The following is a 22,623-nucleotide window of genomic DNA, read 5'->3' as shown; positions in this document are numbered from 1 at the left end:
GTCCGTCAGCCGCCCACGGTCGCTTCGGCGGCGGGCGTGCTCCTGGGGGCGTACCGGTGCACGTAGTCGAGACCGGCGAGCGTGTGCACCTGTTCCATGACGGAGTCGGTGACCAGCCGGCGGACCTTGTAATCGCCCTCGCGCCCGGCGAACTCGGGGAAGGTCATGGGCAAGCCGAAGTGCATGTCGAACCGGGTGACCCGCCACATCAGCCTGCCCACCGGCTGCACGCGGTCGGTTCCGGCCAGCCCGCAGGGGATCACGGGGGCGCCGGTGGCGAGCGCCAGCCAGCCCACCCCGGCACGGCCGCGGTAGACGCGCCCGTCGGGGGAGCGGGTGCCCTCGGGGTGGATCCCGAAGATCCGTCCTTCACCCAGCACCTCTTCGGCGCGCTTGAGGGCGTCCACGCCGCCCGCTCCGCCGTCACGCTTCACCGGGACGAAGCCGAGGGTGAAGAGGAGCCTTACGCGCAGCCGGTCCTTCAGCCCCGTGCCGTCGAGCCGCTCGGCCTTCCCGATGAACCAGACGGGTCGGTTGGCCATGAGGGAGATCAGGACGTGGTCGCAGAAGGAGAGATGGTTGGCCGCGATGATGCAGGGACCGGAGGCCGGGATGTTCCCCAGGCCGCTGATGCGCGGCCGGAACACCAGGCGCAGGAGGAGGGCGAGTACGGCCCTCAACATCGAACGGAACATCGGTCCCCTCTGAGTCTTGTGCAGCGTCGTGCCGTGAAGGATGCGGTGTGCCGGGGCGGGGTCAGTCGGCCGCCGTTGCCGTACCGGAGGCGGACCCGGCGACCGCGTTCGGTCGCGTCTCGCTGGGGCGCCACCCCGGGGGGCCGAAGACGTAGCCGAGGCGGTGGCGCCAGGTGCGCGCCTGACGGACGTCCCGGAACATGTTGGCGAACTCGTGCACCTGGATCTTCCAGATGTTGTACGTGTCGATCTGCTTCGTCAGCCCATAGGTGGGTCGTCCCAGTTCGGGCTGGAAGGTGCCGAACATCCGGTCCCAGATGATCAGGATGCTGGAGAAGTTCTTGTCGAGGTACTCCGGCTCGATGCCGTGGTGGACGCGGTGATGCGACGGCGTCACCAGGAGGAACTCGAACGGCCTGGGGAGCTTGCGGATCTTCTCGGTGTGGGCGAAGAGCCCGTAGAGGAGGTGGACGGACTGCGTGGCGAAGACGAGCGCCGGGTGCACTCCGAGCAGCGGCAGCGGCAGCCAGATCATCTTCTCGAACCACTGCGCCCACTTTCGGCGCAGTGCCGTGGAGAGGTTGAAGTACCGGCTGGAGTGGTGGACCTGGTGCCCCGCCCAGATCAACCGGACCGCGTGGGAGGCCCGGTGGTTCCAGTAGAGGAGGAAGTCCACCCCGAAGAACAGCACCACCCAGGTGCCCCAGAAGGACGGCGACAGGTGCCAGGGCGCCACGTACTCGTAGACCGGCACGTACAGCGCGAGGGCCACGACGCGCATGAGGGTGGACCACCCCAGCGCTCCCAGTCCGGTCGTGATGCTGGCGGCGTGGTCCTTGAGGTCGTAGCCCGTCAGTTCCTCGTCGTCGCTGAACCTGATGGCCACCAGTTCGATCAGGATCAGCAGGGCCACTGCCGGTATGGAATACACGGCCGGGTCGTGCAATCGCTCCACTATTTGGTCGAACATCGCCATCCCTTCAATCGCCTGGCACCGCACGGATAAACCCTGTGAAGCGGCTCCTCAGCCATATTTGCACAACGGCCTTAAACCATTCCTACTTGCTGTGCTGGCGTGCTGCTAAACCCACACTTAAGACTTGATGGCGTGGGGCCTTGTTCTCCTTTTCCCGGTGGGGCGACTGGCCGTAAGCTCTCGCCAGGCAAGGGCCCAGCCGCTCTCCCATCGACCGAACCCGAACGATCCCACGATCGGGCCATGTGATGCGATCGCAAGGTTTCAGCCTCTGTAGTCCTTGGCGGTCGGTTGCAGATAATCGTCCGGGCATTGCTCGTCGCGCGTCGACTCACAATGTCGTTGCGGCCCCTCTTCGATAACTCGCGCAGCGGGAGAACCGTCATGAATGAAACAGTAGGAATCGAGCAGCAGAACAACGGCAGGGCCGACTACGGCGGCCTTGGAAGTTCCGCCCGCCTTCGCGCTCTCCTCGAACGCCCGGGTGTGGTGCGGATCGTCGGCGCCCACAACCCGCTGGGCGCACGCCTCGCCGAGCGGGCCGGTTTCGACGGCGTCTGGTCGAGCGGTCTGGAGATCTCGGCATCGCAGGGCGTACCGGACACCGACATCCTCACGATGAGCGAACTGCTCTCGGTGGCCGGGGCAATGGCGGCGACCGTCAACGCCCCCGTCATCGCCGACGCCGACGCCGGCTACGGCAACGCGCACAACGTGATGAACATGGTCCGCCGTTACGAGGCGGCCGGCATCGCCGGCATATCGATCGAGGACAAGCGCTTCCCGAAGGTCAACAGCTTCATCCCAGGCCGACAGGAGCTCGCCCCCATTGGCGAGTTCTGCGGCAAGCTGGCCGCAGCCAAGGAAGCGCAGCGCGACCCGGACTTCGTGGTGATCGCCCGGATCGAGGCGCTCATCGCCGGGCAGGGCATGGACGAAGCGCTGCGGCGCGGTGAGGCGTACGTCAAGGCCGGCGCAGACGCGGTGTTGATCCATGCGAAGAGCGACTCGCCGGAGCCGGTGCTGGAGTTCCTCAACTCGTGGCAGCAGCCCACGCCCGTGGTGGTCGTGCCGACCACCTACCACACCATCACGGCCGACGAACTCGGCGCTGCGGGGGCCAAGATGGTCATCTACGCCAACCACGGCCTGCGCGCCGGGATCACCGCCGTCAGCAACACCTTCAGGACCATTCTCAATGACGGCCGCACCACTGGGATCGAGGAGCGGATCGCACCGCTCGCCACCGTCTTCGAGCTGCAGGGCATGAGCGAGCAGAAGCGGAACGAGGCCCGCTTCATCGAGGCCTACGAAACCGGGCACGAGGAGGACCTCACGCCGGTCGGCTCCGAGCGGGCGGCGCAGCGATGAGCGCACCCACCGTTCTCGGCCTCGACGCGACGACCGTGGTCGACCTGGTGCGCGAGCGTGGATTCGGGCCGTTCACCGGGGTGCCCTGCTCGTACCTGGGACCGGTCATCAGCTGTCTTCAGGACCTGTATCCGCAGGAGTACCTCATCGCCGCGAACGAGGGCGAGGCGGTGGCCGTGGCCGCCGGTGCGCGGCTCGCCGGGCGCACGCCGGTGGTGATTTTGCAGAATTCCGGACTCGGCAACGCCGTCAACCCGCTGACCTCGCTGTGCCACACGCTTCGGCTCCCGGTCCTGCTCTTCGTCACCTGGCGCGGCCGGCCCGGCTCCCCGGACGAGCCGCAGCACGAGCTGATGGGCGAGATCACCCCTCAGATGCTGACGGCCATGCGGATCAGGAACGAGATCCTCCCCGACGAACCCGCATTGCTGGCGGCACGGCTCGACGAGGCCAAGGCCCATATGGAGGCCACCGGGCTGCCCTTCGCCTTCGTCGTTCCCAAGGGATCCGTCGCCCCGTACGCCGCCGGCCCACCGCCCCGTGAGCGCAGCGGCCTGATGCTGCGCGCTGAGGCGATCAGTCGTGTCGTACAGAGCATGGACCCGGCCTCCTGCCTGGTCGCCACCACCGGCAAGACGGCCCGGGAGCTGGAGCGGGACTGGGACCGCGGGCGGAACCTGTACGTGGTCGGTTCGATGGGCTGCGCCTCCAGCGTCGCCCTCGGGGTGGCGCTGCACGCCAGGGACCGCAACGTGGTGGTGCTCGACGGCGACGGCGCGGCGCTCATGCGACTGGAGGCCATGGCTGCCATCGGTCGTCTGGCACCGCCCAACCTGTTGCACATCCTGCTCGACAACGAGTCCTACGAGTCCACCGGTGGGCAGCCCACCGCCTCCGCCGCCGTCGACTTCGGCGCGATCGCGCGGGCCTGCGGCTATCGAGCAGCCCATGACGTGACCAAGGCCGTCGAACTCACCGCCGCGGTGGCGGCCGCCCAGGGCGCCGGGGGCCCCCAGCTGATCCGGGTGCGGATCGCCTCCGGATCCGATCCGCGGCTCGGCCGTCCGGCCCTGTCCCCGCCCGCTTCGGCGACCCGGTTCATGGAGGCGATCTCCGCATGACATTCGGCATCGCGGAGGGCCTGAGCGTGCACTCCGAAGAAGGCCTCGGCGTCGGCCCCGACGGACGGGCGCGCAGGCTGGTCCTGATGAACCCCGGTCCGGTGATGACCGACGAGCGGGTCCGTTCCGCGCTCGCCGGACCCGACATGTGTCACCGGGAACCGGAGTTCTCCCGGCTGCTGACCCGGGTACGGCGCAAGACGACCGCGATCTGCGGGGGCGGCGACGACCACACGGCCGTGATACTCACCGGCTCCGGAACCTGCGCGGTAGAAGCGGTGATCAGCTCCGCGGTCCCCGAGGCAGGCGGACTGCTGGTGATCGACAACGGCCACTACGGCGAGCGGCTGCACCACATCGCGAGGGCGCACGCCGTCCGGACCCACCGCTGGGAACTCGGTTGGGGTACGCCGGTGGACCTTGAGGCACTCGACCGGCTGCTGGCCGCGGATCCGGGACTGACGCACGTGGGCGTAGTGCACCACGAGACGAGCACCGGCATGCTCAACGACGTGGCCGCGGTGACCGCGGTCGCCCACGCGCACGGGCGCGAGGTCGTCGTGGACGCGGTCAGCAGTGTCGGAGCCGAGGCCCTCTCCCTGCACGACGACGCACCCGACTGGCTCGCCGGCTCGTCCAACAAGTGCCTCGAAGGAGCACCCGGTCTGAGCTTCGTCGCGGCCCGGAAAGCCGCCTTCGACGCACTGGGTGGCAGGCCGCGCCGCACCTACTACCTGGACCTGCACAGGCACTACCGGGCACAGGAAGAGGCGGCCGCTCCCGCCTTCACACCCGGCATCCCGGCCTTCTACGCCTTCGATGCCGCGCTCGACCTCGCGCTGGCGGAGGGCCGTGAAGCCCGCCTGGCCCGCTACACGCGGCTTGCGCAGCGGCTGCGCAGCGGCCTGGAGGAGATGGGCATGGAGCTCCTCCTGCCGCCGGAGCACAGGGCCGCCGCACTCACCGCCGTCCGCATCCCGCAGGGGCTCACCTACACCGAACTCCATGAAGGGCTGCGACGGGACGGCTTCGTCATCTACAGCGCCCAGGAGCAATTGGCCCAGCAGTTCTTCCGGTTGTCGACCATGGGATGCATGACGTCCGGGGAGATCGACTCCTTCCTCTCCGCCCTCGACCGCCTGATGACAGAACGCCATCGCTGACATTCGGTCGTTCCCTCGGCGGACGATCGCATCCACGAAGAGAGGTACCCGGTGACCGCCGCCCAAGCAGCCGCCTCCGAGCAGCCCGCGCCGCCCTTCAAACTCGCGCTGGTCGGAGGCGGGCCACGCGCCACCTACCTCCTGGAAAGGCTGTCGGCGACCATTGGCCGGCTGGATGCGGGACGGAGGCTGGAGGTGCACGTCTTCGAGCGCACCGGTGCGTTCGGCGCGGGACAGGCCCACGACCCCGCTCAGGCGCGGACCAGCTATCTCAACCGCATCGCCTGCCAGGTCGGGTTCGCGGCGGACGAGAGCGTCGTCGGCGCCGGCCCACTCCGGCAGGCGGCGGAGCGCCCCACGCTGTACGAGTGGTGCCGCCGCCAGTTCGCCCGCACCGGGGAGCCGGACTTCGCCATCGGCCCGGGGGACTGGCCCAAGCGCTACGTCCACGGGTTGGCCCTGCGCGAGATGTTCGACACCTTCGCCGAAGAGCTGCGTGCGCACCCGGCGGTGGAAGTGGAACTCCACACCGCCGAGGTGGTCGACGTGCGCCCGTCGGACGACTGCCTCCGCGTGATCACCGGCGAGGGGGCGGCCGCCCACCCGGCGGACGCGGTGGTGCTGCTGACCGGCCACACCAGCCACGACCCGCGGCGGGTGCCCCGTTCCCGGCAGCTGGCGGAGTTCGCCGAACGCACCGGCGCGCAGTACGTACCGCAGCCGTATCCCCTCGACGTCGCGCTCGACGTCGAGCACTGCGGCCCCGGTACGGTCGTCGGATGCGCCGGAATGGGTCTCACCGCCATCGACGCGATCCTCTATCTCACTGAGGGCCGCGGCGGCACGTTCCACAACGACCCGGTGGACGGGCTGGTCTACCGGCCCAGCGGCAACGAACCGGCCTCCATAGTCGCCTTCAGCGGTGCAGGTCTGTTCACTTTCGCAAGGCCCGACAACCACAAGGAGCGGGACGGCGGCCCCGGAGACCACACCGGGCGGTTCTTCACCACCGACGCCATCGATCGACTGCGGGCCAATGTAGGCCGACCGGTCGCGCACCGTTCGGGCAAGCAGCTCCAACTCGACTTCGACCAGGACGTCCTGCCACTGGCCGTCCTGGAGATGGCACATCTCCACTACGCCGCCCTGTTCGGCCCTGCCTCGGACCCATTTCTGACACGCGGGGCCGCGGTGTGCGCCGAGTCCTTCGTCGCAGGGCCGCGCGAGGCGAACGAGGACCCCGAGCAACTGCTGGGACCGGTCGAGGAGGCCGTCGGCGAGGTGGGGGCCCTCCTGGGGGAGGTGGTGCGGGGCACCGTCCCGGTACCGGCCGCGCAGGCGCGCGCAGACTGGCCGGTCCGCGAGGTGCTGCTCCACTGGGTGGAGACGGTGTACGGCCCCTCCGTGGCGTTCGAAGTGGCACACCGGCTCGACCGCGGACTGCCGCCGGGCCCTGCGCTCGAAGGAAGCGACTCTCCGTGGGGGCTCGAGACCGCCCCGGAGGGGAACCGGTTCAGTTGGTGGCGCACCGTCTCCCCCGTCGAACCGCAGGGGAGCGCCGCCGACCAGCGGAGTGCGGTGCTGCGTTTCATGGAGCACGACGGACTCTGGGCGCAACACGGGAACGTGCGCAACCCGCACAAGGCAGCCGCTGACGGCGTCTGGCGTGACCTGAGGTCCGTCATCTCCTACGCCGTCGACGACGCCGGACTCGTTCCACGGTCCCAGCGCCGATTCCTGGACCGCTATGTGCGCCACCACAACAGGCTGGCCAACGGGGCGGCCGCTGAGATCATGGACAAGGTCACCGCGCTCATCCGGCACGGCATAGTCGACGTCTCCACGGGCCCCGGTGCTCGCATTCGACTGGACGAGGAGCACGGGCGCCTGATGGTCGAGGGGCCCCGAACAGGGACCTCCCGCGAGCTCGACGTCCTTGTGGAGGCCCGGATCCACCCGTTCGATCCGCGGCTGGACGCCATGCCCCTGTACCGCAACCTCCTGGAGCGCGGGGTGGTTCGGCTGTGGATCAACAAGTCCGAGGATGGTGAGACCTTCGTGCCGGGCGGGCTGGACCTGACCCCGCAAGGGCATCCAGTGCGTGCCGACGGCAGCGTCGAGCCGCGTGTCACGGTGCTGGGAATCCCGTCCGAGGGAGCGCGGTCATTCCTGCTTTCGGCGCTGCGGCCCAATGCGGACCACTACGTGATGCACGACATCATGGCCTGGCTGGAGGGGTTCTGGGAGACGGTCGCCCCTCGATCAGTCCAGGTGACCGTGGACCAGCCCGACTCCATCGGCACTGGCCCGGCAGAAACCGTGGGTACGCGGGTGCAGTGACCTGCCGGCCGTTCTCGGGCCCCAGCTCGAAGTGGGGCCCGAGAACGCGTACCGCTGAGCGGCGGTCAGGGGTTCCTTCTCGTGGGAAGGAACCCCTGACCGCTCTTGCGGCCCAAATGGCCGCTGGCCACCAACTGCTCCAGCGCGGCCGGCGGCGCGTAGCAGGGCTCGGGGAACTCCTCGCTCAGCCGCCTCAGGATGGCCAACGAGACGTCGAGACCGATGGTGTCCAGCAGCTTGAACGGACCCATCGGATACCCGAAGCCGTTCTCCACCGCCGTGTCCAGCTCCTGCGGGTCCACGTCAGCGCGGTCCAATAGCCGTATCGCGTCGGCGAGATAGGGGAAGAGCAGGTGGTTCACGATGAACCCTGCCCGGTCCCCGCACGGGACGGCCGTCTTGCCGAGCTCGGCGCAGAAGGCGTTCGCGGTGCTCAGGGCTTGATCGCTGGTACGCGGCGCGCGCACCACCTCGACCAGCCTCATCACCGGGGCGGGATTGAAGAAGTGCAGTCCCAGCACGTCGTGGTCGCGCCCGGAGGCCTCGGCGCAGGCTGCGACGGAGAGACTGGAGGTGGTGGTCGCCAGCAGCGCCCCCGGGCGGCACACGCCCCCCAGCGTCGCGAACACCGCGCGCTTCACCTCGAGTTCCTCGGCCGTCGCCTCGATCACCACGTCGCAGTCGGCGATGGCCGCGAAGTCGTCCGCCGCGGTGAGCAGGGCCCGCACGGACGCCGCCGCTTCCGGCGTCCGCCTGCCCCTGGCCACCGACTTGGCCAGCGAGGAATCGACCGCGGCCAGCGCGAGATCCGCCTTGGCGCGGTCCCTGGCCACCAGGACCGTCGGCAGGCCGGCGGAGGCGGTCACCTCGGCAATGCCCCGCGCCATCGTCCCCGAGCCGATCACACCAACCGTCCGGACGGCGCAGTCCACCGGTTCGCTCGTCACGGAGTGCCGGACGCCCTCAGGCCGTCCGAGCGCGTCGTAGGCGTAGAAGCCCTGGCCGCCCGCTCGCCCCTCCAACCCGGCCTCGACCATCGTGGTGAGCAGCGGCGCGGGACGGTACGCGGCGTTGCCGGTGCTCGCGTACAGGGCGAGCAGCTTCGCGTGGACCGTGCCCAGGCCCACCTGGTCCACGGTCTCCAGCGGCCCGGCCGGAAGCCCGCAGCCCAGGCGCATGGCCGTGTCCACGGACTTCTGGTCGGCGTAGCCGGCCTCGACCATGGCGACTGCACGGTTGAGGTACGCGTAGACCAGCGGGGTGGCGTCTTCGCCGACGCGTGCGCCGAGCGGCTTGACGGCCAAACCGCTGTCGGCCACCACCGCGTCGAGCGCCGCAATGGCGTCATCACAGCTCAGCGCCGTCCGGACCGGCTCGACGGCGCTCCCGGGAGCCGGCGGGCGCGCGAACCGTAGTCCCAGCGTCCTGGCCGGGCGTCCCGAGGCGGTCGCGAGCCCGGCCAGCGGGACCGACGACGCCGTACTGACGAGCACGGTGCGGTCAGGGCACACGCTGTCGAGGCGCCGCAGCACGTCGATCTTGACCGACTGCTCGTCGGGTACCGCCTCGATGACCAGCATGGCCGCGCCCAGCGCGGCCACCTCATCGGTCAGCGTCCAACTGCCCTGACCGTCTCCGCTCTCCGTACCGCTTTCGGCGTCCGCCGCCTTCATCCGCCGATCGACGCGGGCCAGCACGTCGAGTTCGCTGTCCACCCCGATGACGTCGTACCCCGCGGACCGCACCATGGCCAGCAGGGCTTCCCCCACCGTGCCGAGGCCGACGATCCCCACTACCGATGACTTCTTCGCCATGACTTCGTCACTCTCCTCCGGAACGTTCGGCACCGGCGTTCTCAGTTCGCGGACACACGGAAGCGGTTGATCGCGTCGACATGCTTCGCCCGCATCTCCTGGTCGCGGACGCCGAGTCCCTCTTCCGGCGCGAGGGCGAGGACGCCGACCTTGCCCTGATGGAGGTTGCGGTGGACGTCGTAGGCGGCCTGGCCGGTCTCCTCCAGGGAGTAGACCTTCGACAGGGTCGGGTGGATCTTGCCCTTGGTGATCAGGCGGTTGGCCTCCCAGGCCTCGCGGTAGTTGGCGAAGTGCGAGCCGACGATCCGCTTCAGCGACATCCACAGGTAGCGGTTGTCGTACTGGTGCATGTAGCCGGAGGTCGAGGCGCAGGTGGTGATGGTGCCGCCCTTGCGGGTGACGTACACCGAGGCGCCGAAGGTCTCGCGGCCGGGGTGCTCGAAGACGATGTCGATGTCCTCGCCGCCGGTCAGCTCGCGGATCTTGGACCCGAAGCGCTTCCACTCGCGGGGGTCCTGGGTGTGCTCGTCCTTCCAGAACTTGTAGCCCTCGGCGTTGCGGTCGATGACCGCGGTGGCGCCCATGGACCGGCAGATGTCGGCCTTCTCGGGGGAGGAGACCACGCAGATCGGGTTGGCGCCGCCGGCGAGGGCGAACTGGGTGGCGTACGAGCCGAGCCCGCCGCTCGCGCCCCAGATCAGGACGTTGTCGCCCTGCTTCATGCCGGCGCCGTTGCGGGAGACCAGCTGGCGGTAGGCGGTGGAGTTGACCAGGCCGGGCGCCGCGGCCTCCTCCCAGCTGAGGTGGCCGGGCTTGGGCATCAGCTGGTTGGACTTGACGAGGGCGATCTCGGCCAGGCCGCCGAAGTTGGTCTCGAAGCCCCAGATGCGCTGCTCGGGGTCGAGCATCGTGTCGTTGTGGCCGTCGGAGGACTCCAGCTCGACCGACAGGCAGTGCGCGACGACCTCGTCGCCGGGCTTCCAGGAGTTCACGCCGGGGCCGGTGCGCAGGACGACGCCCGCGAGGTCGGAGCCGATGACGTGGTACGGCAGGTCGTGGCGCTTGGTGAGCTCCGAGAGGCGGCCGTAGCGCTCCAGGAAGTTGAACGTCGGAAGGGGTTCGAAGAGGGCCGACCAGACGGTGTTGTAATTCACCGAACTGGCCATCACCGCCACCAGAGCCTCGCCGGGACCGGGCTGCGGAGTCGGAACCTCTTGGAGGTGCAGCGACTTGCGGGGATCCTTTTCCGCGGTAGCCATGCCCTCGAACATTCCCACGTCTTCCTTGCGCAGGACGCAGGCCCGGTAGCTCTCCGGAACAGCGAGGGCGGCGAAATCGGAGGCTGCCGCATCATCGGAGAGGATGGCTTCCAGTATGTCTTTCACGTTCGGGTCCCTCTGAGTCTGTTATGTGTGTGGGAGTGGGCGAGGAGGTCGCCGTCGGCTCGGCAGCGCAGCACCGTCAACGCTGATTCCTGGATCTGACGGTCACAAAGCGCACACGACGCCGGAACTCGTCCGGTCTGCTTTCCACGTGCCGGTGGATCAGCCGACTCGGCGGAAGCCGCGGTCATCGCCGGGCCAGCACGCGGTGACCCGGCGGGCCGGGGCACGGGCCGTGTGCGGCCTCGACCGCGGCGCCCGGGTGGCCTTGGGCACCGTCGGTACCGAGTGGATTGAATGTCGTGTCGGCAACCCAAGGTCAGCAGGCGTACGCGGACCGAACGTCCTCCCACGAGTCGTCCAGCCATGCCTCGCGCGCAAGGATTGCTCGATGCAACTTCTGCAACTTCAGCCCGGGCTCGACCCCCAGCTCCTGAACGAGGATCTTTCGAATCCTGCCGTACTCTGCGAGCGATTCCGCGATGCGGCCGCTGCGATAGAGAGCGATCATCAGGTGCCAGTAGAGATTCTCGCGGGTCGGCTGCTCATCAATGAGCGAGTAGAGCTCGCCGATCAGTGAGTTGTGGCGACCGAGCTTGAGTTCGATCTCGAACTTCTGCTCGTAAGCGAAGGCGCGCTTCTCGTTCAACTGCCGACACAGGTTGTGGAAGAAGGGCACCGCGCGAAGATCTTCGAGAGCCGGTCCACGCCACAGCGCCAGCGCGGCATTGAGGGCCTCCGCCGCCTCCTCAAGCCGGTCCTGCGCATGGAGGCTGCGGAAGTGGCAGAGCAGGGACTCGAACCGGCGCAGGTCTAGCGTCTGGCTGCACAGGTCCAGCCGGTACCCGGGCGGCTGCGTGACGATCAGCTTCGGATCGACTCCCACGCTCGACAGATACTTCCGCAGCTGCGAAACGTATACGTGCAACGCCGTGGTGGCGCTCTGTGGAGGCGTCCCGGACCAGAGGGCTTCAATGAGGCGGTCCATCGAGACGGGCCGTGTGCTGTGCATGCACAGGTAAGCCAGGAGTGAGCGCAGCTTGAGCGCTCGAGGGCTCACACGCTGCCCGTCCTTCGTTTCAATCTCCAATGGTCCGAGTATCTGAAACTGCATCTTTCCCCCGTAACGTAACTCTATGGAAAACAGCGCATAAATCCGCGCGGTTGCACGCTGCCGGGCCCGAACGTTTTCGGCGGAGCGCCCCGTGCCTCCGTTCCGTGTTCGTGAGCCCGAAGCCCTCGCTCTCAGCCCTCCAGTGCTGCACCTCCCCGTACGAACCCGCCCGGCGAACTAGACGCTCCGCGTGCCTCTGCGTGCCGGTGCGGCTGCATACCGCAACAGGACGGCAGTCACGTCGGCGCGGCGTTCGGTGCGCACTCTCGCCGCACCCAGGCGACACATCTTGCCAACTAGACACTAGCTACCGTTGCGCTAGTGAACTAGACGCGAGGTGAATGTACGCGGCGACCACTCCGGCCTGTCAAGTGAACTTGATGCGAATCTGAGGTCGGTTGCGGACCATATCTAGCGAGGGAGACAATGAGACGCGGACGGACACGCGTCCGCGACCACACAGGCGGAGGGAGGCTGACGGATGAGCGGCAGGGGCTCGGCGAGCAGTCGGCGCACGATTGCGCAAAGACTGGACTACCTGATCGGAGCGATCCATCCCGCGGGACGCGGGCCCTTCACGTACCACGAGATCGCCGAGCTGATCAGGGACCGTGCCGGCGAAGGAGACCCCACGGTCTCGCACGGCACCGTCCAAGCGATCCGTACCGGCAAGGTCACCAACCCCAGCGTCGACTCGCTCCGCGCACTGGCTGACTTCTTCGGCGTGCCGACAGCCTACTTTCTTGATGACGACGTCTCAGAAGCCGTTGAGGACCGGATCCGGGAGATCAAGGAGAGCGCTGAAGCGGCCGAAGCCGCCGACGAACTCGCCGATGTCCTGCAGGACAGCGAGGTTCGCGCCGTGGCGTTCCGCCTCGGCGGCCTGTCGGCTCGATCGATTCGCGGAATCAAGAGCATCGTCGAGGGGTTCCGTCAAGCCGAGGGGCTGTCAGAAGTCAAGCTTCCCCCGTCGAAGCGCCGTCGCGGGTAGGTCGCAAGCACCGCATCGGCGAGAATGTCCGACCGGGCTGTGTCCGTGTCGGAAAAATGGCGGGGGAGCCGAGTATGAGGTGGTGGTGGCGCGGGCGCGGCGTCGTGCGCACGGAAGTTGCGGACGAGCTGATCATCCCTCAGCCGTTCAACCTGGAGGTCTTCTGCGCGAACATCTCTGCACAACGAGGACGCCCGCTCCTCGTGCTTCCCCTCGACGGCCCCGCTGATACCGACCTGCCGTGCGGCATCTGGGTGGGCCTCGACACGGCGGACTTGGTGTTCTACGAGGCCGGGGCCGCGGACATCCTCAAGATCCAGATCGTCCTGCACGAGGTCGCCCACATGCTGCTCGGCCACGTCACGCCCCAGCTGCACGTCAGCGGCGACGCCGACGACGAACTCGTCACCGTCTCCGAGCACTTCCGCCGATTCCTGGCGCGCACCAGCGAGTTCGAAAAGGGACCGCATCCCGATTTGTCCATCGCCGAGACCATGCGTGCCGAGGCCGCCCGGATCAAAGTGGCCGCCACCCGACCCACTTCCAGCGACATCGAACTGGGGCTGTCCACCGACCGCATCCTTCACCTGCTGGGCCGCACCAAGTTCGTGGACCGGCAGGAGGAAGAGGCAGAGACCCTGGCAACCCTCATCCTTGAACGCGCCAGCCGCAACGAGGCCATCTCCACCTCAAGTGACGCGTCGGACGTCCACGCCCTCGCCCGCCTCAACGACGCTCTCGGCCACCCAGGGGGAAGGTCGTGACAGCGGTAAAGAGCATCACTCTGATCATGCTGTGGGTCGTGGCGGCCTGGCGCCTTCCCGGAGCCATCCGCACGCCCAGGCAGCGTGCACTGTGGGTCGCCTTCGCATCGATTGCGGCGGCGATGACCCTCGGGGTGCCGGAAGTCATGCACGTGGCTGATGCCTTCGCCGGCGTCCATAACCTGGCCACCCTGGGCAAGAACCTGTTCGGCATCGTCGCATCCGCCGCGATTCTCGACTTCGTCACCGTCATCGCCCGGCCCGAGTCCGTCTCCGGCATGCGCCGCGTCCTGGTTCCGGCATCCGCGATCACCATGACGTCACTGACTCTTCTCTTCGCGCTCACCCCTCGGCCGGAAGAATCCGACAACTTCTTCGAGACGAACATGGGGTCTGCCCCGGGCACCGCCTACTACATCGTCTGCTTCGGGTCCCTCGGGCTGGCCATGGCCGTGGCCACTCGACTGTTCTGGGGAAGCAGCAGACATGCGGGCGCCCGATGGCTGCGCTGGGGCCTGCGGACACTCGGGGCGGGCAGTGCCTTCGGCCTGCTGTACAGCCTCTTCCGCAGCATCCTGATGCTGTTCGGCCTGTCGCACACCACCGTCGAAGCCGCGCGGGCCGACCAGGTCGCCGACATTCTCGAGTACACCTCCATCTCGCTGATCATCCTGGGAAGTTCCATACCTGCCATCGGCGTCCGGTGGCGCGTGCTGCGTGACTGGCGGTCGCTACGAGACATCCGTCCGCTGTGGGCAGTGCTCACCAGGGCCGTTCCCCACGTGGTGCTGGACATCCAGTCCATGCGTCCCGGCCCGCGGGTCCGGCTGCACCGAGCGGTGATCGAGATCCGTGACGCCACTCTGGTGCTGGCAGACTATGCCTCGACGGACCTTCGCGAACGAGCCGACGCTGCTGCCGAACAGTACGAACTCACCCCCGAACAGAGGTCCGCGCTGGCCGAGGCCATCGTGCTGCACACGGCCGTTGCCGCCAAGCTCGCCGGCACATCACCGGCACCGGCAGGCCATGCGCAACCGAGTCCGCAGCTCCCTGCGGATTTCGACTTCGACGTCGAGGTCGACAGGCTCCGCGCCATCAGCGAGGCCTACCACTCGCCCGCGGTCCATGCCCCGACCGCGTCTGCCCCCTCCACCACCGACACTCCGGTTGCCGGGTGATCGTCCAGATCTCTCGGGGCGACCCGCGGACCCTCGCGGGTCAGGCGTGCTTGTCCGAGGGCTGCCGGACCGGCTGGACCGACCAGTTCGGCGGCTCGTCCTTGCCCGCGTCCTCGTCGCGCTCCGCGTCGTCGGCCGTCGCCTGGATCTTGCCCGGCGCGTGGTGGACCGGCGCGTACACGGCGTAGAGCTGCAGGGGCTCGTCACCGATGTTGGTGACGTTGTGCCAAGTGCCGGCGGGCACGAAGATCGCCCAGCCGTCCTCGACCTCCCTGTCGAAGTCGAGTCGATCCTTCGTACGGCCCATCTGGACGCGGCCCCGGCCCGCGTCGAGCCGTAGGAACTGGTCGGTCTCCGGGTGCGCCTCCAAGCCGATGTCCGCACCCACGGGGATCGACATGAGGGTCAGCTGGAGGTACTTCCCGGACCAGGCGACCGCGCGATAGTTCGTGTTGTCGAGCGTCGCCTTCTCGAGGTCGAAGCTTTGAGGTTCCGGCCCGATGTCCTTGATGGTCGTCATGCTTGTCTCCCGGTCGATGAAGGCGGTACTAGGGCTCCGACGAGCGGGGCTGGGTCGTCGGGATGCGGTGGGTGAAGAACAACGCCAGCAGGGCGGCGAGGGCCAGGATGGCGAGGGCGGCCTGGAGGCCGTCGAGTCGTGCCGCGGCGTTCGCGTCCAGTGCGGCCTGGGCCACTTCACCGCTGGTGCCGGCTTCGTCGAGGGCCGTCTCGAGCTGGGCGTCCGACAGGAAGGGGGCGCCGCTCTGGAGCTTGACCGTCGCCTGGCTCTTGACGCTGTCCGGGACCGCCGGATTCTGCTCGACGCTGGTCAGGAAGGAGCCGGCGAGCGCGGCGATCATGACCGATCCGGCGAGTGCGGTACCGATCGAAGCGCCGAGGTTGGTGACGGCGTTCTGGACGCCCCCGACCTCTGCGCTCTTCTCTTCCGGTACCGCGGACACCGTGACCGACCCGAGCTGGGACGCCAGCGCTCCCATGCCGAGCCCGATCAGCAGGAGGGGGACGGTGACGACTTCCGCGCCGGCGTCGGCGTCGAGCGCGGCCATCAGGACCACCGCGCCCGCGAGCAGCGCGAGGACCCCGAGCCGGACCACCCGCCGCGGCGAGACGTCGGGGAGGAAGCGGGGGATCAGGACCGCGGCCGCCAGCAGGGTCACCGACAGCGGCAGCAGGCGGGCACCGGTCTGCAGTGCGGACAGGCCGAGGGCGACCGACAGGTAGAGCGGTACGACGAAGAACACGCCCATCTGCACGAGGTACTGGAAGAAGAACATGGTCAGCCCGCCGGTGAGCTGCTTGTTCTCCAGCAGCGCCGGGTCGATGAGCGGCTCCCTGCGCTGCTGCACGAGGCGGGCCTCCCAGCGCAGGAAGAGCCAGATCAGCAGCAGGCCCGCCAGCATGAGCCACACGACCAGCGAGATCCCGAACAGCGCGGGTGCGTCGGGCTTCGGCTGGAACCAGCCCCATTCGTCGGAGCGCAGCACCCCGTAGACGAAGAGCCCTAGCCCGAGCGCGGACAGCACGACGCCGACGAGATCGATGGGCTCGCGTTCGCCGACCGGGGTGTCGGCGATGCGGCGGGCCAGCACCAGGATGCCGAGCACCACCAGCACCTCACCGGCGAAGACCCACCGCCAGGAGAAGTACGTCGTCGCGACACCCCCGATGAGCGGCCCGAGCGCGATCGCCACGGCCCCCGCCGCCGCGACGAGTCCGTAGGCGGCGGGGCGGCGTTCAGGGACGAAGTTGCCGGCCACCAGCGCCACGATCGCGGGCAGGATGAGCGCCGCCCCGAGGCCTTCGAGGAGCGCCCAGCCGAGCAGCAGCACGGTCAGGTTCGGTGCGAGCGCCGTGGTGAGGGAGCCGGCCCCGTAGATGCAGCAGCCGATCAGGAACGCGCGTTTGCGGCCGATCAGCGCCCCGACCTTGCCGCCCGGAATCATGAACATCGCCATCACGAGGGTGTAGGCCGTGATGGCGCCCTGGATCCCCGTCACGGTCGTGCCCACGTCCTCGGCCACCGTCGCGATCGAGACGTTCATGACCGAGCTGTCGAGCGCCATCAGGAACTGTCCGGCCGCGAGCGTCAGCAGGACGACTCGCGCTGTCGCAGAACTCTCGGCCGTACCTGTCCTTGAGGGCATGGGCGGATCGTCCCAGCACAACGGGAGGGCGGATCCGCGGCCCGCCAAACAGATCAGCCGATTGGCGGACCGCGCTACGCCATACGGGACGCGCCGATGCCCGGGCCGCTTCCGTGTTGTCCAGACCTCTCCGCGTAGGTGCGGCGCATCTGGCCGGAGTTGCACCGCTGTGCTGCCGAGAGACGATGGGAGATGGCCGTGACGACCCGCATTGTGAGGCAGGAGGCACACGATGGCTACTTCCACGATGGTCCCGACGCCGGTCCTGGAGCCCGCGGCCCAGGAACTGGTGGAGGCCACGAAGCCGCACCCGCGTCTCTACGAAGTCCCACCGGCGAACGGCCGGGAGATCCTCGATGATCTGCAGGCCGGCAAGGGAGTGCCCAAGCCCGAGGTGGACGAGGAGTGGGTGAGCGTCGACGCGGGCCAGTACGGCCAGGTCCGAGCCCGCATCATCCGCCCCAGGGGCGTGACGAAGACCCTCCCGGTGGTTTTGTACATCCACGGCGCCGGATGGGTGTTCGGCGACGAGAACACGCACGACCGACTGGTCCGGGAACTGGCGACCGGATCGGAGGCCGCGGTGGTCTTCCCGGTCTACGACCTGGCCCCCGAGGCGAAGTACCCCACGCAGATCGAGCAGAACTACGCGGTCGGCAAGTGGATCATCCAGAACGGCGGGGAGCGGAACCTCGATGCCTCGCGCATGGCGGTCTGCGGCGACTCGGTCGGCGGCAACATGTCCGCCGTCTTCGCGCTGATGGCCAAGGAACGCGGCGATGTCCGCCTGGCGGCCCAGGTGCTGCTGTACCCGGTCACCGATGCCAACTTCGACACCCCCTCGTACCGGCAGTTCGCCGATGGCTACTACCTCACGCGCGACGGGATGAAGTGGTTCTGGGACGCCTACACCACCGACCCCGCGCAGCGCGCCGACATCCATGCCTCACCGCTGCGCGCCGACATCGAGCAACTCCGTGGCCTTCCCCCCACCTTGCTCATCACCGATGAGGCCGATGTGCTGCGCGACGAAGGCGAGGCGTACGCGTCCAAGCTGCGCGAGGCGGGAGTGGACGTCACGGCGGTACGCGTGCTGGGGATGGTCCACGACTTCCTCATGCTCGACAGCCTCCGCGACTCCAAGGCGACCGTCGTCGCACGCACGATGGCCATCGAGGCGCTGCGCGGGGCACTCCACCCGTAGCCCGCGCCGAGGAGGAGCACCATGGCCGATCGCCGCCGGCACGGGACGGACCCGGGTGGTGAGGCCGCGTCCCGGCCGTCGGAGGCCCGTGGCCCGAGCGGGCAGGAGACGGTACGTCTCGCGCTGGTGGTCGGCGCTCTCGGCGTGGTCTTCGGCGACATCGGAACCAGCCCGATCTACACCCTCCAGACCGTGTTCAACCCGAGCGACCCGCACCCCGTCCCGGTCAGCACGGACAACGTGTACGGGGTGGTCTCCCTCGTGTTCTGGTCGGTGGTCGTCATCGTCCTCGTCACGTACGTGCTGCTGGCGATGCGCGCCGACAACGACGGCGAGGGCGGCATCATGGCGCTGATCACGCTGCTGCGGCGGTGGAGCTCGGAGCAGGGCCGGCGCGCCACCGGCACGCTGATCGCGCTGGGCATCTTCGGCGCGGCGCTGTTCTTCGGTGACAGCATGATCACCCCGGCGATCTCGGTACTGTCCGCGGTCGAGGGGCTCAAGGTCGTCGAGCCGTCGCTGGAGAGCGTGGTCGTGCCGGCCACCGCGGTGATCATCGTGGTGCTGTTCATGGTGCAGCGCAGGGGTACCGCGGTGGTGGGCCGGGTGTTCGGGCCGGTGATGATCGCGTGGTTCCTCGCCATCGGCGCGTTCGGGGTGGTCGGCATCCTCGACCATCCGGAGATCCTCAGGGCGCTGTCGCCGACCTATGCCCTGGGCTTTCTGTTCGGCCATTTCGGTACCGCCTTCTTCGCCCTGGCCGCGGTCGTGCTCGCGGTCACCGGCGCCGAGGCGCTGTACGCCGACATGGGGCACTTCGGCCGCCGGTCGATCACCCGCGGCTGGCTGATCCTCGTCTTCCCCGCGTGCGTACTGAGTTACCTCGGCCAGGGCGCGCTGATCCTCGCCGATCCGGACAACACGAGCAGCCCGTTCTTCCTGCTCGTACCCGGCTGGGGACGATGGCCGATGGTCCTGCTGGCCACGGCGGCGACGGTGATCGCCTCGCAGGCGGTGATCACCGGCGCGTACTCGGTCGCGTCCCAGGCCGCTCAGCTCGGCTACCTGCCGAGGTTGCGGATCGCGTACACCTCCGAGTCCACCATGGGTCAGGTCTACGTCCCGTGGATCAACTGGCTGCTGATGGTCTCGGTCCTCACCCTGGTCTTCGCCTTCCGCAGCTCCACGGCGCTGGCCTTCGCGTTCGGCATGGCGGTGACCGGGACCATCACCATCACCACCCTGCTGTTCTTCTACGTCGCGCGCGTGAAGTGGGGCACACCGGTGTGGGTGCTCGTCATCGGCGGGTCCGTACTGCTCTGCGTGGACCTGCTGTTCGTGGCCGCCAACCTGACCAAACTCGTCCACGGCGCGTGGCTGCCGCTGCTGATCGGCATCATCGCGTTCACGGTCATGACCACCTGGCGGCGCGGCCGCGAGCTCGTCACCGCGGAGCGGGAACGGCACGAAGGCTCGCTGCGCGAGTTCGTCGAGCAGCTGCGCAACGGTACGGCGGCGACGAGCCGTGTCCCCGGCACGGCCGTCTTCCTCAACCGCGGCAAGCAGACCGCGCCCCTTGCCATGCGGGCCAACGTCGAGCACAACCACGTACGGCACGACCAGGTCGTGATCATGTCGCTCGAGACGGAGCCGGTCCCCCGGGTCCCGGTGGACCAGCGGTGCGTCGTCGACGACCTCGGCTACGGCGACGACGGGATCATCCACGTCACCGCCCGGTTCGGCTACATGGAGACACCGGACGTGCCCGGCGCCCTGGCCGTGCTCGACCCCGCGATGACCGAGGGGCGGCTCCAACCCGACCAGGCCTCCTACTTCCTGTCCAAGATCGAGCTGCGCCGGGGGAAGGCGCCCACGATGGCGGCGTGGCGCAAACGGCTGTTCATCGCCACGTCCTACATCACCGCCGACGCCGCCGAGTACTTCAGCCTGCCCCGCGACCAGACGGTCATCATGGGCTCGCACATCGAGGTCTAGCCGGAAGGCCCGGCCGGCCTGGTCGGCCTGGCCGGCCCGATCGCTCACACTCCGCTGCGGCGTTTCGTCGAAGGGGGGAGAGCCGGGCGAACGCGCGGCGTTCAGCCACACCGGCGACACCCCTGCACTGGAGCCCACGAACATGCGCATCCGAGTCCTTCAGGCACTCGCCCTGCTCGCCACCGGCCTCCTGGCCGGGGCCTTCGGGTACGGCGCGGCCAACCTCGTCCCCACCTTCAACGCGGTACCGCTCGACATGCGCCTGTCGTTCCACGCCGAGCTGATGAAGATGAACGGCATCACCATGCAGGCCGCGATGGCCGTCTCGACGCTGAGCTCCCTCGCCCTCGCGGCCCTGACGCGCGGACGTGCCCGGCTGATCGCGGGTACGGCGGGGCTGCTGACCCTCGCGTCCTTCCTGATCACCCGGCTCGGCAACGTGCCGATCAACGGCCGGATCAAGCAATGGGCGCTCACCTCGGCCCCGGCCGATCACGCGGAGATCCTGCGTCGCTGGGAACTCTTCAACAACCTGCGCACACTCACCGCCGTCACGGCCTTCGCCCTGCTGATCGCTCTGACCCTGTCGGGTCGATACCCGCAGGTCAGAGGCCATGCGACAAGCGCGCAGCGCGGGCCTGGTGGGGCGCGCGGGAGTCTGTCAGGATCTGGGCATGATCGAGTCCTCGAACGTCGCGAGATTGAGCAGAGCCCTTGACTGGGCAGGGTTGATTCCGTCCGCCCTCCTGCTGGTGATCGGCATCAGGCAGTACCGCGACGGCGGGTCCGTGGGGTGGCCGATCGGCGGTGCGCTCCTGGTTCTGGTCAGCCTCTGGGTGGTCTACCGCGGGATGGCCCGCCGGAGCGGCAGGACCGCCGCTCCGCAGTAGCCGTACAGCGGCAACAGGGCTCGCTCGCCCGACCCTCCCACCACCTTTTTTCCTCTCAGGAAAGAAGGTGGTACTTTCCTTGCGAGAAAGTACTCGGAACGCCGATGACCAGGGACGCCAGCCGTGACCGCTTACGACGCCCAGACCGCCCTCAACGCAATACACCACCGTCAGGAGCAGACGTTCGACGCCTACATGCGCCACGCCGCCTCCCGTCCCTACGTGATCGTTTCGGCACTGGGCCTGTTCGCGGTGTGCTCGTCCTTCGATCTGCCGAGCCCTTGGAACACCGCCGCGGTCCTGGTGGGGAACGGCCTGACCCTGGGCGGGCTGTTCGTGCACCAGCGCCGGGCGCCCGTCCGCCGGAAGACCGTCGGCCCGGAGGCGCTCTTCTACGCGGCCCGGGGAGTCGCCCTGCTCGTCCTCTTCTGGGCGGTGGCGATCGGCGCCCACTTCCTCGGCCTGCCGGCGCGGCACACGCTCGCCGCAGCCGTCACCGCCGTGGCGATCGTGGTCGCCTCGTACGCGTTGCGCCCGGTCGTCGAGAGCTTCGTCCGCGGGAACGGCCAGCGCTGATGGATCCCGACTTCGACGAGTTCCTGCACGTTCCGGCACGGCTCTCGATCGTCGCGCTCCTGTCCCCGGCCGACTGGGTGGAGTTCGGCTTCGTCCGGGACGCGGTGGGCACCAGCGACTCGGCCCTGTCCAAGCAGGTCGCCGCGTTGGCGGACGCCGGGTACGTCGAGGTCCGAAAGACCCGGGACCGTACGGGACGGCACACCCACCTCCGCCTGACCCCGCACGGGCGTCAGGCGTTCCAGCGGCACGCTTCGGCGCTCGAGCGGATCGTGGCGGCCGCCCGTACACCTCTCGGATAGGACGGCGCCCGCGCGGTCGATTCCGCTCCCCCAAGAAGGCCCAGGTCAGCGACCTGGGCCTGCTTCGTTTCCGCGACATCCTCAGCGGCCCGGAACCCGGTGCAGGAAGCTGAACCGCGCATACAGGAAGCTGAACGGTCTTTTCCCTCTCAGGGGCCTTCCGGCGCGGCAGAGTTGTCCACGTCGAGAAGGAAACGACACCACGAGGGGAAACGAAATGACGAAGTCGGCCACCGCCAAGGAACGTTCGAAGAAGCGCTCGGTCTACGTATTCACCGCACTGGGACTGGTCGCCGGAATCGCCGTCGCGACCCTGACCAATTCGGGTGACTCCGAGGACCGTTCCGCCGCACCGGCCGGCCTCCACCACGTCACCGCGACCGCCGTCACGGTGGCCGACGAGACCCCCACAGAGCCGACGGATCCGCAGGTCACGGCAGCGTCCATCCCGGGCTGGCAGAGCCCGAGCCAGCAGATCCCGGGCTGGCAGAGCCCGAGCCCGCAGGGCCCGAGCCAGGCGATCCCCGGCTGGCAGAGCCCGCCGGCGGCCAACGGTCCCGCGACGCAGAGCATCTGAGG

Annotated in this window: 21 protein-coding genes; 14 read left to right on the top strand and 7 right to left on the bottom strand. The window is 68.6% G+C overall.

What is annotated here, in order from left to right; genetic code table 11:
- Window positions 1-5: 5 nt before the first annotated feature.
- The gene (locus tag AB0D29_RS01175; protein ID WP_362851543.1) at window positions 6-683 is read right to left on the bottom strand and encodes a lysophospholipid acyltransferase family protein; all 678 of its coding nucleotides are present in this window, start codon (window positions 681-683) and stop codon (window positions 6-8) included.
- 73 nt (window positions 684-756) lie between these two features.
- Complete coding sequence (locus AB0D29_RS01170) at window positions 757-1,626, bottom strand: sterol desaturase family protein (protein WP_362851541.1); 870 nt, start codon at window positions 1,624-1,626, stop codon at window positions 757-759.
- Window positions 1,627-2,055: 429 nt separating this feature from the next.
- Between AB0D29_RS01170 and AB0D29_RS01165 the strand changes: the two genes are divergently transcribed.
- Genes AB0D29_RS01165 through AB0D29_RS01150 form a run of 4 tightly spaced genes read left to right on the top strand, consistent with a single transcriptional unit; the run spans window position 2,056 to window position 7,666 of the window.
- Entirely contained in the window at window positions 2,056-3,042 is a 987-nt protein-coding gene (locus AB0D29_RS01165; RefSeq protein WP_362851539.1) for an isocitrate lyase/phosphoenolpyruvate mutase family protein, read from the top strand.
- Window positions 3,039-4,163, top strand: a complete 1,125-nt coding sequence (aepY, locus tag AB0D29_RS01160; protein WP_362851537.1) for a phosphonopyruvate decarboxylase — start codon at window positions 3,039-3,041, stop codon at window positions 4,161-4,163. The genes AB0D29_RS01165 and aepY overlap by 4 nt, the downstream gene beginning before the upstream one ends.
- Window positions 4,160-5,326 (top strand): aminotransferase class V-fold PLP-dependent enzyme, encoded by a 1,167-nt coding sequence (locus AB0D29_RS01155; protein ID WP_362851535.1) that lies wholly within the window; start codon window positions 4,160-4,162, stop codon window positions 5,324-5,326. Before aepY ends, AB0D29_RS01155 begins: the two co-directional genes overlap by 4 nt.
- A 51-nt stretch (window positions 5,327-5,377) precedes the next feature.
- Window positions 5,378-7,666, top strand: a complete 2,289-nt coding sequence (locus tag AB0D29_RS01150) for an FAD/NAD(P)-binding protein (protein ID WP_362851533.1) — start codon at window positions 5,378-5,380, stop codon at window positions 7,664-7,666.
- A gap of 65 nt (window positions 7,667-7,731) precedes the next feature.
- Here AB0D29_RS01150 and AB0D29_RS01145 read toward each other — a convergent pair whose 3' ends face one another.
- The 3 genes from AB0D29_RS01145 to AB0D29_RS01135 form a co-directional block, all read right to left on the bottom strand.
- The gene (locus tag AB0D29_RS01145) at window positions 7,732-9,480 is read right to left on the bottom strand and encodes a 3-hydroxyacyl-CoA dehydrogenase family protein (protein WP_362851531.1); all 1,749 of its coding nucleotides are present in this window, start codon (window positions 9,478-9,480) and stop codon (window positions 7,732-7,734) included.
- Between the two features lie 41 nt (window positions 9,481-9,521).
- Window positions 9,522-10,865: a crotonyl-CoA carboxylase/reductase gene (gene ccrA, locus AB0D29_RS01140; RefSeq protein ID WP_362851529.1), complete on the bottom strand. Its 1,344-nt coding sequence runs from the start codon at window positions 10,863-10,865 to the stop codon at window positions 9,522-9,524.
- Window positions 10,866-11,181: 316 nt separating this feature from the next.
- Window positions 11,182-11,952: a BTAD domain-containing putative transcriptional regulator gene (locus tag AB0D29_RS01135; RefSeq protein ID WP_362851527.1), complete on the bottom strand. Its 771-nt coding sequence runs from the start codon at window positions 11,950-11,952 to the stop codon at window positions 11,182-11,184.
- Between the two features lie 505 nt (window positions 11,953-12,457).
- Here AB0D29_RS01135 and AB0D29_RS01130 point away from each other — a divergent pair.
- The 3 genes from AB0D29_RS01130 (at window position 12,458) to AB0D29_RS01120 (ending at window position 14,912) form a co-directional block, all read left to right on the top strand.
- Window positions 12,458-12,967, top strand: a complete 510-nt coding sequence (locus AB0D29_RS01130) for a helix-turn-helix domain-containing protein (RefSeq protein WP_362851525.1) — start codon at window positions 12,458-12,460, stop codon at window positions 12,965-12,967.
- A 74-nt stretch (window positions 12,968-13,041) separates the two neighbouring features.
- Window positions 13,042-13,731, top strand: coding sequence for a hypothetical protein (locus AB0D29_RS01125; protein ID WP_362851523.1), 690 nt, complete (start codon window positions 13,042-13,044; stop codon window positions 13,729-13,731).
- Window positions 13,728-14,912 (top strand): MAB_1171c family putative transporter, encoded by a 1,185-nt coding sequence (locus tag AB0D29_RS01120; protein ID WP_362851521.1) that lies wholly within the window; start codon window positions 13,728-13,730, stop codon window positions 14,910-14,912. The genes AB0D29_RS01125 and AB0D29_RS01120 overlap by 4 nt, the downstream gene beginning before the upstream one ends.
- Window positions 14,913-14,952: 40 nt before the next feature.
- Here the strand turns inward: AB0D29_RS01120 and AB0D29_RS01115 are convergent, their stop codons facing one another.
- Together AB0D29_RS01115 and AB0D29_RS01110 are read right to left on the bottom strand one after the other, a co-directional pair.
- The gene (locus AB0D29_RS01115) at window positions 14,953-15,432 is read right to left on the bottom strand and encodes a cupin domain-containing protein (RefSeq protein ID WP_362851519.1); all 480 of its coding nucleotides are present in this window, start codon (window positions 15,430-15,432) and stop codon (window positions 14,953-14,955) included.
- A gap of 28 nt (window positions 15,433-15,460) precedes the next feature.
- Window positions 15,461-17,077 (bottom strand): MFS transporter, encoded by a 1,617-nt coding sequence (locus AB0D29_RS01110; protein ID WP_362851517.1) that lies wholly within the window; start codon window positions 17,075-17,077, stop codon window positions 15,461-15,463.
- 232 nt (window positions 17,078-17,309) lie between these two features.
- Here AB0D29_RS01110 and AB0D29_RS01105 point away from each other — a divergent pair, with 232 nt between their 5' ends.
- The 7 genes from AB0D29_RS01105 to AB0D29_RS01075 all read left to right on the top strand — a co-directional run bounded on the left by AB0D29_RS01105 (window position 17,310) and on the right by AB0D29_RS01075 (window position 22,621).
- The gene (locus AB0D29_RS01105; RefSeq protein WP_362851515.1) at window positions 17,310-18,281 is read left to right on the top strand and encodes an alpha/beta hydrolase; all 972 of its coding nucleotides are present in this window, start codon (window positions 17,310-17,312) and stop codon (window positions 18,279-18,281) included.
- A gap of 21 nt (window positions 18,282-18,302) precedes the next feature.
- Window positions 18,303-20,276: a potassium transporter Kup gene (locus tag AB0D29_RS01100; protein ID WP_362851513.1), complete on the top strand. Its 1,974-nt coding sequence runs from the start codon at window positions 18,303-18,305 to the stop codon at window positions 20,274-20,276.
- Window positions 20,277-20,418: 142 nt separating this feature from the next.
- Window positions 20,419-20,994, top strand: coding sequence for a DUF1772 domain-containing protein (locus AB0D29_RS01095; protein ID WP_362851511.1), 576 nt, complete (start codon window positions 20,419-20,421; stop codon window positions 20,992-20,994).
- Complete coding sequence (locus AB0D29_RS01090) at window positions 20,978-21,166, top strand: hypothetical protein (protein WP_362851509.1); 189 nt, start codon at window positions 20,978-20,980, stop codon at window positions 21,164-21,166. Before AB0D29_RS01095 ends, AB0D29_RS01090 begins: the two co-directional genes overlap by 17 nt.
- A gap of 123 nt (window positions 21,167-21,289) precedes the next feature.
- The gene (locus tag AB0D29_RS01085) at window positions 21,290-21,742 is read left to right on the top strand and encodes a hypothetical protein (protein WP_362851507.1); all 453 of its coding nucleotides are present in this window, start codon (window positions 21,290-21,292) and stop codon (window positions 21,740-21,742) included.
- Window positions 21,742-22,044, top strand: a complete 303-nt coding sequence (locus AB0D29_RS01080) for a transcriptional regulator (RefSeq protein WP_362851505.1) — start codon at window positions 21,742-21,744, stop codon at window positions 22,042-22,044. The genes AB0D29_RS01085 and AB0D29_RS01080 overlap by 1 nt, the downstream gene beginning before the upstream one ends.
- A 217-nt stretch (window positions 22,045-22,261) precedes the next feature.
- A complete protein-coding gene (locus AB0D29_RS01075; RefSeq protein WP_362851503.1) occupies window positions 22,262-22,621 on the top strand; it encodes a hypothetical protein in 360 nt (119 codons plus the stop codon).
- Window positions 22,622-22,623: the final 2 nt, after the last annotated feature.

Origin of the sequence: Streptomyces sp. NPDC048424 (assembly GCF_040651555.1) — a bacterium.
Taxonomy (GTDB): Bacteria; Actinomycetota; Actinomycetes; order Streptomycetales; family Streptomycetaceae; genus Streptomyces.
This window is presented reverse-complemented; position numbering and strand designations above follow the sequence as displayed.

Bases quoted from the DNA above. Each gene is read 5' to 3' on its own strand.
- AB0D29_RS01175 (WP_362851543.1), bottom strand. From the start codon at position 683: ATGTTGAGGGCCGTACTCGCCCTCCTCCTGCGCCTGGTGTTCCGGCCG.
- AB0D29_RS01165 (WP_362851539.1), top strand. From the start codon at position 2,056: ATGAATGAAACAGTAGGAATCGAGCAGCAGAACAACGGCAGGGCCGAC.
- aepY (WP_362851537.1), top strand. From the start codon at position 3,039: ATGAGCGCACCCACCGTTCTCGGCCTCGACGCGACGACCGTGGTCGAC.
- AB0D29_RS01155 (WP_362851535.1), top strand. From the start codon at position 4,160: ATGACATTCGGCATCGCGGAGGGCCTGAGCGTGCACTCCGAAGAAGGC.
- AB0D29_RS01145 (WP_362851531.1), bottom strand. From the start codon at position 9,480: ATGGCGAAGAAGTCATCGGTAGTGGGGATCGTCGGCCTCGGCACGGTG.
- AB0D29_RS01130 (WP_362851525.1), top strand. From the start codon at position 12,458: ATGAGCGGCAGGGGCTCGGCGAGCAGTCGGCGCACGATTGCGCAAAGA.
- AB0D29_RS01125 (WP_362851523.1), top strand. From the start codon at position 13,042: ATGAGGTGGTGGTGGCGCGGGCGCGGCGTCGTGCGCACGGAAGTTGCG.
- AB0D29_RS01115 (WP_362851519.1), bottom strand. From the start codon at position 15,432: ATGACGACCATCAAGGACATCGGGCCGGAACCTCAAAGCTTCGACCTC.
- AB0D29_RS01110 (WP_362851517.1), bottom strand. From the start codon at position 17,077: ATGCCCTCAAGGACAGGTACGGCCGAGAGTTCTGCGACAGCGCGAGTC.
- AB0D29_RS01105 (WP_362851515.1), top strand. From the start codon at position 17,310: ATGGCTACTTCCACGATGGTCCCGACGCCGGTCCTGGAGCCCGCGGCC.
- AB0D29_RS01100 (WP_362851513.1), top strand. From the start codon at position 18,303: ATGGCCGATCGCCGCCGGCACGGGACGGACCCGGGTGGTGAGGCCGCG.
- AB0D29_RS01095 (WP_362851511.1), top strand. From the start codon at position 20,419: ATGCGCATCCGAGTCCTTCAGGCACTCGCCCTGCTCGCCACCGGCCTC.
- AB0D29_RS01080 (WP_362851505.1), top strand. From the start codon at position 21,742: ATGGATCCCGACTTCGACGAGTTCCTGCACGTTCCGGCACGGCTCTCG.
- AB0D29_RS01075 (WP_362851503.1), top strand. From the start codon at position 22,262: ATGACGAAGTCGGCCACCGCCAAGGAACGTTCGAAGAAGCGCTCGGTC.